Here is a 13,839-nt window from a genome sequence, read left to right as displayed (position 1 = left end):
ACAAGTCATGAGTCCCGAGACGGGAGGGATTCGGGTCGGGACAAATCCGAACAAAACCGAACCAACCCGAGCCACCCCGAACGCCCCTCGGTACACTTTCAAGCGTGGAGCGGTACGAGGTCGTCGTCATCGGAGCGGGGCATGCTGGAATCGAGGCGGCCCTGGCTTCGGCGCGCATGGGGCGGCGCACGCTCTGCGTGACGCTGCGGCTCGACAAGATCGGGCACCTGCCGTGCAACTGCTCGATCGGCGGCCCGGCGAAAGGGCACATCGCCCGAGAGGTGGATGCGCTCGGCGGGCAGATGGGGGTCACGACCGACTACACATTGACGCATCTACGCAAGGTCGGCACCGGCAAGGGGCCGGCGGTGCAGACCACCCGCGCGCAGGTCTGCAAGCGCGAGTACCCGCTGTTCATGCAGCGCGTGATGCGTGAGCAGGAGAATCTGGACTTGCTGGAAGCACAGGTGGAGACGGTGCTGCACGAAGACAGCAAGGTGACGGGTGTGCTGGTGAGGTACGAGGTTCGAGGTGCGGGGTACGAGGGTCAAGGGTCTAGGGTCGAGGGTCGGGACGACGAAGGACGAACCCGAACCAACCCGAACCAATCCGAACCAACCCGAACTGGTCAAGACGCGGTAGCAAAAGCGGTGATAAATCACCGCACTCCCAAAGAGGCCCGAACGATAGAGTGCGACGCGGCCATCATCACCACCGGCACGTTCCTCAACGGGCTCTGCCACGAAGGGCGGAAGAAGACCGTCGCTGCGCGGGATGGGGAGCAAGCGGTCACTACCCTCAGTGACTTCCTTAAGAACCTGGGTGTGCGGCAGAAGCGGTTCAAGACCGGCACGACGCCGCGCATCAAGTTCTCGTCGATCGACTTCAGCAAGACCGAAGTCATGCCGAGCGAGGAGGACGCGGGGCCGATGAGCTTCTTGCACGACCGGCCGTTCCCCAAGCGCGAACTGCTCCCGACTTGGCAGACCCACACCAACTCCAAAACCCATGACACACTCCGCGACAAGCTCAGCGAGAGCCCGATGTTCAGCGGCGAGATCAAAGGCGTCGGGCCGCGCTACTGCCCGAGCATCGAGGACAAGGTCGTGCGGTTCGCCGACAAGGACTCGCACCCGATCTTCCTGGAGCAGGAGGAGTGGGACAGCGAGAGCATCTACGTCCAGGGCTTCTCTTCTTCTATGCCGGGCGAGGTGCAATTGGAGGCGTTGAAGACGATCCCGGGACTTGAGAACGTCGAGATGATCAAGCCGGGGTACGCGGTCGAGTACGACATGGCCGACCCGTTGCAGCTCACCCCCGCGCTGATGTCAAAGCTGCTCGACGGGCTGTTCCTCGCCGGGCAGATCAACGGCACGAGCGGCTACGAAGAGGCCGCAGGCCAAGGTATCGTCGCGGGGATCAACGCGGCGCGGTACGCCCGGGGAGAGGAGAAGGTCGAGTTCCCACGGCACGAAAGCTTCATCGGCGTGATGATCGACGACCTCGTGACGAAGGGGGTGGACGACCCGTACCGGATGCTCACCGCGCGCGCTGAGCACCGCCTGCTACTGCGGCACGACAACGCCGACCAGCGGATGACGCCGCTCGCCATAAAGCTCGGGATCGCGTGTGATCTCCGCAAGAAAAGATTCGAGCAGAAGATCGCAGCGATCAATGCTTCAGTCAAGTGTCTTTCAGAGCTGCACTTTATCAACGCGCACAACGAGCTACTGATCGCGCATCAACTGGCACCGGTCAAGAACAAGACTTCTCTTCGCGCCATGCTCAAAAGGCCGGAAGTTAATCTTAGGCTAATCGAGCGCCTCGCAGATGAGGCAGGCATGGACCTCTCCCTGCTGCCGAGCGCCAACACGAACGGCGACTACGGCGGGATCGCGTACACCACACGCCAGCAGATCGAGATCATGGCGGTGTACGACGGGTACTTGGGCAGGCAGCAAGAGGAAGTCGATCGCGCCAAAAGCCTGGAGCAACTGCCAATCCCGGAATCTTTCGACTACCAACGGCTGACCGGCTTGAGCTACGAAACGGTGGAGAAACTGACTCGCGTGCGACCAACTACAATCGGTCAGGCCAGCCGCATACCCGGCGTGCGGCCGACCGACATCGCCCTCTTGATCGGGCACTTGCGCAAGCGCGACCGGGTCAGGATCTAGTTTGCAGTTTGCAGTTGGCAGTTGGCAGTTGGCAGGGCCGAGGGTCAAATCCGAACAAGTCCGAACAAATCCGAACAAATCCGAACCAACCCGAACCTCCGAACCCCCGAACCAAAAAGCTGAACGCCTAAGCTTTCTTCGCCGTGACCTTGGCGTCGAACGCCATTCCGACCATCGGCACAAACCAGTTTTTCAGGTCGAGCTCGTACTTCAGCAACTCGCCGTCGGCGGTGAGCCAGTAGTCACCCGTGCACGTCATGCCGTTCTCGCCCTCCGTGATCTTGGCGCGCACTTTCAAGGTCTTGGTGCCCCTCACGGTCTCTTCCGCCACAGCCTCGAGCAGAACCTTGATCTCGTCGTCCTTCTCTTCGTAAGACCACTTGTCGCCGACCGACACTGTCTTGTTCGGATACACGAACATGAACGAGACAAACATGCTGCGATAGTCCACGCCTTCATCGTCCTCCATCTTCGTGATCAGGCCCGACGTGGATAGCTCGGCCGTAAACTCCGAGTCGTCCTGATAATCGCCCTCCACCTCCATGTCGAGCCACTTCAACTGGACTTCAAATCCATCGTCGACAGCTTTGCTGATCGTCATCACAGACTCCAGCGTGACCAATGCCTGGAACCCAGTCGCTTCGTCGTCGATATCGATTTCGACCAAGTACTCGTATGTCTTATCGGCCTCGTAGGGCGTTTTCAAGTCCCACTCGGCGCTGGGCACTGGTACGGCGAACGCCGTAGCTGCGATGATTGTTGTCAACATATCTTTTGCTCCTGACACACCGATTACGCCGTCCTGAGGTTTGCGTTTCGACATTGTCGAGCAGTGGGTCTCAAGAACTAGGCGCGGCGTTTGCGGGTACCTGAGCAACATCTGCGCGAAGGCCGAACGGGAGCGCATATTCGTCGGTATGCTCTCGACCGTGACCGCACGAGAGATTCTGGATGGCTTGCCGGAGGACGTCCGAGAGGCGTGTACGGAGCTGTTCGAACGGCTTCCGATCGAGCAGGCTATGCCCGCGCCGGTCGTTCAATCCGGACAGGAAGACCTCTACCCTCTCGTCGAAAAAGCGCTTAAGAGTGCCGCTATCAAGAGCAACCCATACCTCGTCGCCGGGATCTGGCTGTACGTCGACGATCTGCAAAAAAGCCACGTCGTCAGCCAGGGGCTGGACGACCCGACCGGCGCATACTGGCACGCGATCATGCACCGCCGCGAGGGAGACTTCTGGAACAGCAAGTACTGGCTGCGGCAGACGCAACGCCACGAAGCGTGCGCGTCGATCGACAGATACGACGCAGAGCGGCTCGTCGATATGGCGGACGCGAACTCGCCCAAAACTGTCGAGCTGCAGAGGCAGGAGTGGGCCGCGCTGTTCGTCTGGTGCGCGCGGAAGGCGCCTTGACGGGCGCGTCGCCCGCTTTGCCGTCGGCCTGATTGTCGCCTAGTAGTCGCCCCTATTCAGCACTCGGCACTCGGCACTCGGCACTGCTGCAAACTGCAAACTGTCAACTGCCAACTCCCCCACGCCCCTCCGGCTATAATCGAAGGCAAGGAGAAAACCGTGCTCAGCAGCTTGTTGCTCTTGTCGGCGATCCAAGCGTCACAGGACGCGCCCGTCACTCTGACCATCCGCGCTTCGCGCCTTGAGAACGCCGTCCCTGCTATTGCGACGGCAACTGGCCTGAACCTGAAAGTGGACGAGGAGATCGAAGACCTCGTGATCATCGTCAAAGTGCGCGACCGTCCAGCGAAGAGCCTGTTGCGCATCGTCGCCGAACAGGTGAACGCGAGATGGGTCGAGCAAGACGACGGCGCACTCCTCTTGCGCCGACTCCCCGCGGACATCCGACTCAGGGAAACGCAGCAGCGAGCACTCGAAAGACAGGGGCTCCAATCCCTCGTGACGAAACTTCGCAAGGAGACGGGAGACGGTGTTTTCGCGTTCGAGGACGTCGAGAAGTTCGTCGCGGAAGTCGATAGGACAAGCCGTCCCCCAGCGAACGGCGTAGGGATGAGCCTGGACGGGCCACGTCTGGCCTCCCCTGCGAGCCTCCTAGCCAAGCAGCTGCTTCTGAGCGTCGATCCTGACGAGCTTTTGAAGATCAAGAGCGGGGAGAAGCTCAGGCTGTCGGACATCCCGATGCGCAGGCAGACACAGATGAACTCAGAAGCGCTCGCCGCCGTCGATCAGTTCTGGAAGAACACCGTGACCTTCGTCCGCCTTAAGTCCGCGCTTTTGGAGGCAGGACGCGGCTCAGGTTTCGACCGTGCCCTGCTCGCGCTCGAGATGCCGCAGAGCGGACGTGGCAAAACCATCGCCTCGATCTCTCGCATCCGCGGCAGTCTTGGTGCAAGCGTCGCTGTGTACGCCGCTGATCAGACGCGGTTTACCGGCGGTTTCATGCTGTCGATCCCGTTGCTGCCTCCCGGCAAGATTCCGGCTCATCTGACGAGAGGCGTCAAGACGAAGCACCGGCTATCGGAGGAGAGCGCCCTCGTGCGTCGGTTCATGCTCGGCAAGTACTGGTTCGGCGGCCAGTACGACGAGGACAGCGAAGAGTCCCGCGTGATGAAGATCTTGCGCGACCCGGAAAACCAAGACCCCTTGAGCTTCATGGCGACCGACGCGTTCTTCGCGTGGGCGGACGAAGCCGGCCTGGAGCTGGTCGCGCACTTGCCGGCGTTCTTCGACCGGTACCTCGCTCAAGTTGAGTGGCAAGAGGAGCTCGACCTCGCCGACCTATGGCTGACCCTGTCAACCGTGCGCACGCTCCAGGTCGAAGGGCGCGATGGAGTCCTGAGGGTACGCCCGCTCGTGGATTTCCACAGCTTTATGGACAAAGGGTGGGCGAAGCGCCTGGGCGAGTATCGGCGAGGGATAGCCAGCATCGGGAACCGCTTGAACGCAACGGCGAAGTTCTGCGCGTCGAACTGGGAGCAAGCAGGAAAGGCGTCGTTAGGACAGACCGAGATGTCGAACTGGGCCAGGGCGGGCATGGGCACGGACAACTGGCGCTTCCCTGACACGATGGCAGCGATGGCGTTTTGGCACTACTTGCCAAAGAGTTCGCGAGACCTCGTCGGAACAGGAATCTGGCTGGAAGCCGGCACGCTTCCGGCGAAGATAACGAAGCTGCTAGACGATACAGTCGGTCGGCGGGCCTGGACGTCCGACACGATTCCCAGCGACCACCTGAGAATGGTTCCCGAAGAGCATTTTCCTTCGGGACTTCCCGACAGTATGCGAATCGAATTTGAGATCGCGCAAGACGTTCTGATCGCTACGCTGAGAGACGCGAAGTTCATGGACGGAAAGGTGCGAACGGTGTTCTCACAAGCCAGGCTCTCAGTGCTAGAACCGCTAGCGAACGATCCTGACCGACGTCGGAAATTCATCCCGCACTTCTACAACTTCCCCGACGTGACCTTGAGCTGTTACGCTCGTACAGACTACTTGACGATGCGCCTCTCCGTTCCGGACGGGTCGTACGTCACCCTGAAGTTTGCACGTCAGATGGAGCGGTACAAGACCTCCGACCTTAAACTGGACGATCTCGTTCGCCAGCTGTCCGGCTCCGGCGGTCGGTAAGATCGGGCGCGGTGAAGATCCGTTGATCGCCTGCGCCGCCCGGCACGAGAAGACGGACGGGCGGTAAGGACGCCGCTGGATAGACGGCGTACACTGCAGAGCCTGCCGCGGGCGGCGTCCCCTCGACCGCGCTCCTTCGATCCGCTCAGGATGACGGTCGAGGGGATTAAGCGGAAAGGACTCGAATGGCAACCACGACCCTAACCCTCTCCCTAGGCTCAGGGAGAGGGGATTGGCTCTGGCTCCAGGCACGAAAGTCCCCGCTGGCGCGCAGGTTGCAAATTCTCTGCTACCCTTCGGTTGGAGGAGCGCCATGTCCGTCAAGACCAGTGCCGACCAAGAAACCACAGGATTCGTCCGCGCCGCAAGCCTCGAAGAACTGAAGGGTAAGGATATCCTCGTCGTACACGTCGAGGGGCACACCGTCGCGCTCTTCTACCATCAGGACAGGGTGTTCGCCGTCGACAACCGCTGCCCGCACATGGGGTTCCCGCTCGACCGGGGCAGCGTCCACGACTGCATCCTGACCTGCCACTGGCACCACGCGCGGTTCGACCTGGAGACCGGCGGCACGTTCGACCAGTTCGCGGGCGACGTACGCTCGTTCCCGACGAAGGTCGTCGGCGACGAGGTGTATATCGACGTCCGACCGAAGGGCGACTACGCGGAGCAGATGCGCGGTCGGCTCCGCCTCGGTTTGGAGCGCAATCTGACGCTCGTCGTCGGCAAGTCGGTCATCGGGATGCTCAGTGCCGGGGTCGATCCTGCCGTGCCTTTCCGCGCGGGGCTCGACTTCGGAGCGACGTACCGCCGAACCGGCTGGGGGATGGGCATGACCATGCACACGTGCCTCTTCAACCTATTGCCAACGCTCGATGAGAATGATCGGGCGCACGCGCTGTACCACGGCCTCTCGGCAGTCACTCGAGAGTTGAGCGGCGACGCGCCGCGATTTGTGATCGAGCCGCTGCCAGACGCGACCACCGACGTCGCGACGCTCAAGCGTTGGTTCCGGCAGTTCGTCGAGGTGCGGGACTCCGAAGGTGCCGAGCGGTGCATCGTCACGGCGATCCGCTCGGGCGGTGACGACCGGCAGATGGCGGACATGCTGTTCGCAGCGGCGACCGACCACCGCTACATCAATATCGGGCACGTCGCCGACTTCACGAACAAGGCGTTCGAGGCGCTCGACCACATCGGCTGGGAGCACGCAGAGAGAATCTTGACGACGCTGCCCAGGGGGTTCGCGTTCGCCGATCGAATGGAGGAATCGAACGCGTGGCGCCACCCGATCGACCTTGTTTCAATGCTTGAGGCGGCTTTCGAAGTGCTTCCTGAGACGGTGGAATCAGCGGAGGCAAAGCCGGGGCGCTGGCCAGAACGCGACGCCCTTGTCGAGACGATCCTTGCGGACGACCCGCAGGCGAGCGTCGATGCAATGATGGACGCCCTGCGCTCTGGCTGCGACCCGGTCGAGCTGGCGAGCATCGTGACCTATTGCGCAGCGCGCAGGATCGCGCACTTCCACAAGAGCAACGATTTCAACGACTGGGACACCGCGCTGCACACCTTCACGTTCGCGCACGCGATCGAGCAGGGACTGCGCAGGTCGCCGAGCGTGGAGACGCTTCGCGGCGTGTTCGACGCAGCGACTAGCGTGTACTTAGACAGGTTTCTCAATGTGCCATCGGTTCCGCTGCCGAAGAGCCGCGCCGACGACCCTGATGCTGTGCTCGCGGAGATTCCCGCGATGCTGGACAAACAGCAACAGATCGCCGCAGTCGGGAAGGCGGTCGGGAGCTACCTGTACGGCGGCGGAGACCCGGACCGCTTGATCGCCCTGCTCGGGCGGATGCTGCTGCGCGAGGACCGCGACTTCCACACGATCCAGACCTTCGAGGCGGCGGTGCGGCAGTTCCAGCTCAACCGGGACGCGCCCGAGGGGCCGCACTTCCTGATCGCGGCGGCGCGGTACCTGGCCGCGCACGCGCCGACCGTGCGCGCGCAGAAGCAGACGTTCGACATCGCGTCGCGGCTGCACCGGGGCGAGAACGTGTTCGAGGACGACGAGGCTGGATAGGTCCGCGCGGAGTTATCCGTTTTCGCGTTGCGCCGTGTGAGGAGCGACAAAGGCAGTGAGCCGACGCCATAGAGTCATAGCCTCTGCAGTGTCGCTTTCGCTCCGCACTACCGAGGCATCAAGAAGATATGTTAGCAGCCGCAGGAGAGGCGACATCAAATGATTCGCAAGTACGACACGGACGACCTGGCCGAGTTGTTGGACGTCTGGTATGACGCTTCGCAGGTCGCTCATCCTTTCTGGACTCGCGACTTGTTCGAGCAGGAGCGGAGGGATATCTCGCAAGAGTTCCTCCCGGTTGGGGAAACCTGGGTTTTCGAGAGAGAGGGGCGGGTGGCCGGGTTCATTTCGTTGCTGGGCCACGAGGTTGGGGGAATCTTTGTGGCTCCAGCGCTGCACGGAAAGGAGATTGGTCGTGCGCTGATGGACCATGCCAGAGCGTCCCGCGATCACCTCGAGCTTGAGGTGTTCGAGGCTAACGAGATTGGCAGGGCATTTTATGATGCCTACGGCTTCGCCGTCGTTGGCGAGCGACTGGACGAAAAGACAGGGCTGCGGCTACTACGCTTGCACCTGGACTGCTAACGCGCCGATGCAGCTGACGACAGTCGATTCCAGTCGCTGACCGCTTCCTATTCCTAGCCGCCCTCCCTTAGTGATGCGTCGCCCGCCTTGCCGTCGCCTGGTTGTCGCCTAGCAGTCTCCTCCAAACATCAATCATAAATCACCGCCCTCCCTTGTGGTGCGGGTCTCCAGACCTGCACGTGCGGTTTCGACGTTCTGTGGCTAAGGCCGTCTCCTCAACCGCGCTCCTTTCCTTCGTCTCCGCTCAGGACAGGCTCGCTCAGGATGACGGTTGAGGAGACTGGCTGTATCCATTGATCATTTGACCCAAGTGCCGGATTCTGCGTGTTGCACTCCCCATTCAGCACTCAGCACTCAGCACTCAGCATTGAATGAAGCCCTGAGCTAAACTGGGGGCGATGGCGCGGCTGGCGATCTATCCCGGTTCGTTCGACCCTCCGACACTCGGTCACATCGACCTGGTCGAGCGGGCGGCTGGCATATTCGACGAGCTGATCGTCGCGGTCGGGCACAACGACGAGAAGGACCCGTTCCTCGAGCCGGATCAGCGCGTCGCCGCCTTGCGCGAGTGCACCAGCCACATAGAAAACGTGCAGGTCGTGGAGTTCACCGGTCTGCTCATCGACTTTGCCCGACGGCACGACTGCAAGGTGATCGTGCGGGGAATGCGCGCGATCAGCGACTTCGAGTACGAGTTTCGCGTGGCGAGCGCGAACAAGCGGCTCGCTCCTGAGATCGAAACCGTATTCCTCAATACGCGCGACGAATACTCCTTTTTGGCCAGCTCGGTCGTCAGAGAAGTAGCGGCGCTGGGCGGCGACTACGGGTCGTTCGTTCCGGGACCTGTCGCAGAGCGCATCCGCGACAAGCTGGCAAAATGACATGCGCTGTCTTGGCGCTGATCGATTTCGCGACGTGATATATTGGAACCTCGGATCGGGGCAGGCATACGATGAAGAAGGATTTTAACATTGACGTTTTCCGACTGCTCGACAACTTGAACGAGCTGGTCGAGAAACCGCGATCGCTGTTCGGGCTGACCGTCGGGTACCGAAGAGAGGACTTCCAGATACAGATCGACCGGATCAAGGGATCGCTCCCGAAGGAGGTCAAAGAGGCGTCGCAACTGCTGCGCGAGACCGAGCGCGTGATGGATGCGGCAGACGACGAAGCCAGCAGGATCATCGATCACGCCAAGCGAGAGGCCGCCCGGACGACCGAAGAGGCTAGCCAGGAAGCGCAGCGAATCCTCGAGCACGCAAGGCTGCAACAGGAACAGATGGTCAGCGACAACGAGGTGTTGAAGCTGGCGAAGTCGCAGGCCGGGGAGATTCGGCGGATGGCAGAGTCCGACGCGTCGTACCTGCGGCGCGAGGCAGACCGGTTTGCCATGGACACTCTCGACAACCTCGAAGCGGTCGTGAGCAAGGTGATGAGCAACGTCGAACGGGGGAGAGCGGAACTCGAAAAGCCGAAGTTGCCGCCGAACGCTGTCGTCACGGCGATGACGGAGCGCCAGCCAGAGAAGAGTTCTATCAAGTAAATCCGTGGACGTCACGCTCGCGAAGACGCTTTTCATCGGCCTTGGGGGAGGAGTGGGCGCGATCCTGCGCTACGTGGTCGGACTAGCGGCAGTCAAGTACATCGGCGAAGAGTTCCCATGGGGAACCATGATCGTCAACGTCGTCGGATCGTTTTTTATCGGGCTCGTCGTTTTGATCGCGGCCACGCAGGATTGGAGCGAGAACAGCAAGCTGCTGCTCATCACTGGTTTGCTGGGCGGCTTCACGACGTTCTCTGCGTTCTCCAGCGAAAACCTTCTGTTGCTCCAGTCCGGCAAGGTCGGCCCCATGCTCGCCAACGCGCTGGCAGCACTTCTGCTCGGAGTTCTGTTCGCGTGGGCGGGCTTTGCCCTGGCCCAGAAGCTCAGCGCGTAATCCTGCCAAAATATCCGCCTATGGGCAAGGCGCTGATCGTCTACTCGGGTGGGCTCGACACCACCGTTTGCATCCCCTTGATGCGTGAGGAGGGGTTCGACGAGATCGTGACCGTGACCGTCGACGTCGGACAGCCCGCCGAGGACATCGCACAGGCCGAGGAGCGAGCGTCCGTCCTGGGGACTGAGCACTACACCCTCGATGCGAAGCACGAGTTCGCCAGCGAGTACTGCATGCCTGCGGTCCATGCGAACGCGGACTATTTCGGCTACCCGTTGTCGACGGCGATCGCGCGGCCTCTGATCGCGAAGCTCGCGGCTGAGAAAGGGCTTGCGGTCGGCGCGGACGCGTTCGTTCACGGATGCACTGGCAAGGGGAACGACCAGTTCCGGATCGAGCACGGGCTGCGGATGTTCGCGGGCGAAATCCCGATCCTTGCGCCTGTGCGAGAGAAGAACCTGACGCGGTCTTGGGAGATCGAGTACGCCGAGAAAGTCGGCGCGCCGATCGGGCAGAGCAAGGACAAAATATGGTCGATCGACGAGAACCTCTGGGGGCGCTCGATCGAGGGCGGCCAACTCGAAGACCCGACCTGCGAACCGCCCGAAGAGATCTTCGAGTGGACGGCCTCGCTGTCCGACGCACCGGGTGAGCCGCAGCTGGTCGAGATCGCTTTCGAGAGCGGCAACCCGGTCGCGATCGACGGAATGTCCGTGACGCCGCTCGGCGCAATCCTCATGCTCAACGAGATCGCCGGGAAGCACGGCGTCGGACGCATCGACATCATGGAGGACCGGATGATCGGCCTGAAGGTGCGCGAGAACTACGAGTGCCCCGGCTCGACCGTCCTGATCGAGGCTCACCGCGATTTGGAGGCGCTCGTGACAACGCACGCAGAACGGGCGTTCAAGGCCCACGTCGATCAGCAGTGGGCGGAGACCGCCTATCGCGGACTTTGGTGGGAGCCGCTCATGGGCGACCTCAACGCGTTCATCGGCTCAGTGCAGAAGCGCGTGAACGGTTGGGTGAAGATACGGCTGTTCAAAGGCGGTCTACAGGTCACGTCGCGCGGTTCTGACGACGCTTTGTACAGCGAAGCAGCCGCATCGTTCGACGACGTGGACGAGCTCGAGCAGAGCAAGATGACCGGCATGGTCCAGACGCACGGCATGGAAAGCCTGCTGTTCAAGAAGCTCTCGGACAAATGACCGACGACGCGAAGGCTTCACTGGACGTGCTGCTCGCGGGGAACGAGCGATTTCGCAACGGTAAGAGCACGCGTGAGACGTACTCTCTTGCACAATTGCAGGAGATCGCAAAAGGTCAGAAGCCTCTCGCCGCGATCGTCGCGTGCAGCGACAGCCGCGTCGCGCCGGAGGTCGTGTTCGACCAGCCGCTCGGCACGGTGTTCGCCGCGCGCACTCCCGGCAACGTCTCTGCAGACAGCGTCAAATGGATGATCGAAATCGCGGTTGACGAGCTGAAGGTGCCGCTGTTGCTGGTCATCGGTCACACAGGATGCCTGGCAGTCACACAGATCGTCGAGGGGCAGGCCTCGGGCCCCGGCGGGATGCTTCGGCATCAGATCAGCGCGGCGCTGACTCGCGCGCGGAGCGTAAACAAGGACGATGTGATGTACCAGACGATCATTGAGAACGTTTATCAGACGATCAGCAAACTGCGCGAGGAGTCGTACGAGCTGAAGAAGGCGATTGCAAACGGGACGACGTCGATCATCGGCGCTGTGTACGACATGGAATCAGGCCGCGTGGACATACTGGAACAGCGGGAGAGGACGCTTTAGATGAAGAAGATGTGGGGTGGCGCGTTCAAGGAGTCTTCGAGCGAGCTTGCAGACCGGTTCGGCCAGTCGATCGAGTCTGATCTGGCCTTCTGGCGCGAGGACGTCGAGGGCTCGATCGCGCATGCGCGGATGCTCGGGGCGACTGGGATTATCAAGAAGAAAGAGGCCGCTTCATTGGTTAGAGGGTTGAAGCAGATTCTGAAGGAGGGTTCGGCGAAGCTCCCGAAGAACGTCGAGGACATCCACACTGCGGTCGAGGTGCGTCTGCGCAAGATCGTTGGGGACGTCGCGGGGAAGCTGCACACTGCGCGCAGCCGCAACGACCAGGTCGCGACCGATACGAGGCTGTATCTTCGCGGGCGCGTCGATGAGATGCAGGGCGCGGTGAAGTCCTTGCAGTCAGCCCTTTTGAAACAAGCGACAGCGCACAAGGGTGCGCTGATGCCCGGCGTCACGCACCAACAACACGCGCAACCGATCACTCTCGGCTTTCACCTGCTCGCTCACTTCTGGTCTTTCCAGCGGCACGGCTGGCGGCTCGAAAACCTTTACGAAGTGACGAACTACTCTCCGCTCGGCGCGGCGGCTTTGGCTGGCACGCCCTTCCCTGTCGATCGCCGAATGACTTCTGACGAACTGGGTTTCAATGCACCGATCCCGAACGCGCTCGATGCGACGAGCGACCGGTCTTATGTTCTCGACGCGCTACATATTTGCTCTCTCGTGATGCTCGACCTTAGCCGCATGGCGCAAGAGACAGTGTGCTGGTCGATGCCGGAGTTCGGGTGGGTGTGTTTGCCCGACTCTCTCACGACGGGCTCTTCGATCATGCCTCAGAAACAGAACCCGGACATGGCCGAGCTGATCCGCGGTCGCGCGGGCCGCGCAGTCGGGAACTACGTGTCGGTCGCGACGACGATGAAGGGGTTGGTGATGGGCTACAACCGCGATACGCAGGACGACAAGCCGCCGCTCTTCGAGTCTCTGCAGCTATGCCTCGATTCCCTGCGTTTGATGACCGAGATGGTCGAGGGCGCTCGATGGAACACGGCAGAGATGGCCGCCGCGACGGTGGGCGACTTCTCCACAGCGACAGACCTCGCAGACTTTCTGACGCACGAGGGAATGCCGTTCCGCGAAGCGCACAAGGTGGTCGGAAAGGCCGTCCGGGCGTGCATGGAGCGCGGCATCGGTTTGGAGGATCTGACGAAGAAAAACTTGCAAGAAATCGCTCCATCTGTATCAGTTGAAGCGCTAAAGTTGCTCAAAACGGCCAACAGCGTCAAGTCCCGCGACTCCGAGGGCGGCACTGGCCCAAAGGCCGTCGCAAAGCAGATCAAGCAGGCGAACGGGTTGTTGAAATCCGAGGGATTCATGCAGCCGTACTAGGAGCGCGGCACTCCCGCGCGACCTTGCTCTCGGCTCTTCGGACAGCTTGCTTGCAATGCGTTTCGGGGCAACGCGACGAGAGCGTAGGTCCGATAGGACTTATACGACATATTGCCCAGGTCGCGTGGGCGCCCGCCATTATCGTGCCTCGCCTGACTTGCTGTCGCCTGGTAGTCGCCCGGTGGTCGCCCCCAGTTCATTCCTCATCCTTCATCCTCAAGCATTCGGCACTCAGAACTCGGCACTCGGCACTCAGCGCAACGCCCGA

The 13,839-nt window shown here is 61.5% G+C and carries 12 protein-coding genes; 11 read left to right on the top strand and 1 reads right to left on the bottom strand.

Annotated features, from left to right (window positions below):
- The first annotated feature begins 104 nt into the window (after nt 1-104).
- Nucleotides 105-2,177 carry a tRNA uridine-5-carboxymethylaminomethyl(34) synthesis enzyme MnmG gene (gene mnmG, locus IH944_08915; GenBank protein ID MCH7904668.1) on the top strand — a complete coding sequence of 691 codons (2,073 nt, stop codon included), beginning with the start codon at nt 105-107 and terminating at the stop codon, nt 2,175-2,177.
- 127 nt (nt 2,178-2,304) lie between these two features.
- Here the strand turns inward: mnmG and IH944_08910 are convergent, their stop codons facing one another.
- Nucleotides 2,305-2,946 carry a hypothetical protein gene (locus IH944_08910; GenBank protein MCH7904667.1) on the bottom strand — a complete coding sequence of 214 codons (642 nt, stop codon included), beginning with the start codon at nt 2,944-2,946 and terminating at the stop codon, nt 2,305-2,307.
- 40 nt (nt 2,947-2,986) lie between these two features.
- Here IH944_08910 and IH944_08905 point away from each other — a divergent pair, with 40 nt between their 5' ends.
- The 10 genes from IH944_08905 (at nt 2,987) to argH (ending at nt 13,571) form a co-directional block, all read left to right on the top strand.
- Complete coding sequence (locus tag IH944_08905) at nt 2,987-3,589, top strand: hypothetical protein (GenBank protein MCH7904666.1); 603 nt, start codon at nt 2,987-2,989, stop codon at nt 3,587-3,589.
- A gap of 159 nt (nt 3,590-3,748) precedes the next feature.
- Nucleotides 3,749-5,776 carry a hypothetical protein gene (locus IH944_08900; protein ID MCH7904665.1) on the top strand — a complete coding sequence of 676 codons (2,028 nt, stop codon included), beginning with the start codon at nt 3,749-3,751 and terminating at the stop codon, nt 5,774-5,776.
- Between the two features lie 313 nt (nt 5,777-6,089).
- Entirely contained in the window at nt 6,090-7,856 is a 1,767-nt protein-coding gene (locus tag IH944_08895; protein ID MCH7904664.1) for a Rieske (2Fe-2S) protein, read from the top strand.
- Nucleotides 7,857-8,015: 159 nt separating this feature from the next.
- A complete protein-coding gene (locus tag IH944_08890) occupies nt 8,016-8,441 on the top strand; it encodes a GNAT family N-acetyltransferase (GenBank protein MCH7904663.1) in 426 nt (141 codons plus the stop codon).
- A gap of 398 nt (nt 8,442-8,839) precedes the next feature.
- On the top strand, nt 8,840-9,322 hold the full coding sequence (gene coaD, locus IH944_08885) for a pantetheine-phosphate adenylyltransferase (GenBank protein ID MCH7904662.1): 483 nt from the start codon (nt 8,840-8,842) through the stop codon (nt 9,320-9,322).
- A gap of 71 nt (nt 9,323-9,393) precedes the next feature.
- Nucleotides 9,394-9,984 (top strand): hypothetical protein, encoded by a 591-nt coding sequence (locus tag IH944_08880; GenBank protein ID MCH7904661.1) that lies wholly within the window; start codon nt 9,394-9,396, stop codon nt 9,982-9,984.
- A gap of 4 nt (nt 9,985-9,988) precedes the next feature.
- Entirely contained in the window at nt 9,989-10,378 is a 390-nt protein-coding gene (gene crcB / locus IH944_08875) for a fluoride efflux transporter CrcB (GenBank protein MCH7904660.1), read from the top strand.
- A gap of 20 nt (nt 10,379-10,398) precedes the next feature.
- The gene (locus IH944_08870; protein ID MCH7904659.1) at nt 10,399-11,586 is read left to right on the top strand and encodes an argininosuccinate synthase; all 1,188 of its coding nucleotides are present in this window, start codon (nt 10,399-10,401) and stop codon (nt 11,584-11,586) included.
- Nucleotides 11,583-12,182, top strand: coding sequence for a carbonic anhydrase (locus tag IH944_08865; protein ID MCH7904658.1), 600 nt, complete (start codon nt 11,583-11,585; stop codon nt 12,180-12,182). The genes IH944_08870 and IH944_08865 overlap by 4 nt, the downstream gene beginning before the upstream one ends.
- Complete coding sequence (gene argH / locus IH944_08860; GenBank protein ID MCH7904657.1) at nt 12,183-13,571, top strand: argininosuccinate lyase; 1,389 nt, start codon at nt 12,183-12,185, stop codon at nt 13,569-13,571.
- Nucleotides 13,572-13,839 lie beyond the last annotated feature (268 nt).

It is taken from the genome of Armatimonadota bacterium, assembly GCA_022563855.1.
In the GTDB taxonomy this organism is placed as follows: Bacteria; Armatimonadota; Fimbriimonadia; order Fimbriimonadales; family Fimbriimonadaceae; genus JADFMN01.
This window is presented reverse-complemented; position numbering and strand designations above follow the sequence as displayed.

Excerpts from the sequence above, each read along its gene's own strand:
- IH944_08910 (MCH7904667.1), bottom strand. The coding sequence starts at position 2,946 with ATGTTGACAACAATCATCGCAGCTACGGCGTTCGCCGTACCAGTGCCC.
- IH944_08895 (MCH7904664.1), top strand. The coding sequence starts at position 6,090 with ATGTCCGTCAAGACCAGTGCCGACCAAGAAACCACAGGATTCGTCCGC.
- IH944_08890 (MCH7904663.1), top strand. The coding sequence starts at position 8,016 with ATGATTCGCAAGTACGACACGGACGACCTGGCCGAGTTGTTGGACGTC.
- coaD (MCH7904662.1), top strand. The coding sequence starts at position 8,840 with ATGGCGCGGCTGGCGATCTATCCCGGTTCGTTCGACCCTCCGACACTC.
- IH944_08880 (MCH7904661.1), top strand. The coding sequence starts at position 9,394 with ATGAAGAAGGATTTTAACATTGACGTTTTCCGACTGCTCGACAACTTG.
- IH944_08870 (MCH7904659.1), top strand. The coding sequence starts at position 10,399 with ATGGGCAAGGCGCTGATCGTCTACTCGGGTGGGCTCGACACCACCGTT.
- IH944_08865 (MCH7904658.1), top strand. The coding sequence starts at position 11,583 with ATGACCGACGACGCGAAGGCTTCACTGGACGTGCTGCTCGCGGGGAAC.
- argH (MCH7904657.1), top strand. The coding sequence starts at position 12,183 with ATGAAGAAGATGTGGGGTGGCGCGTTCAAGGAGTCTTCGAGCGAGCTT.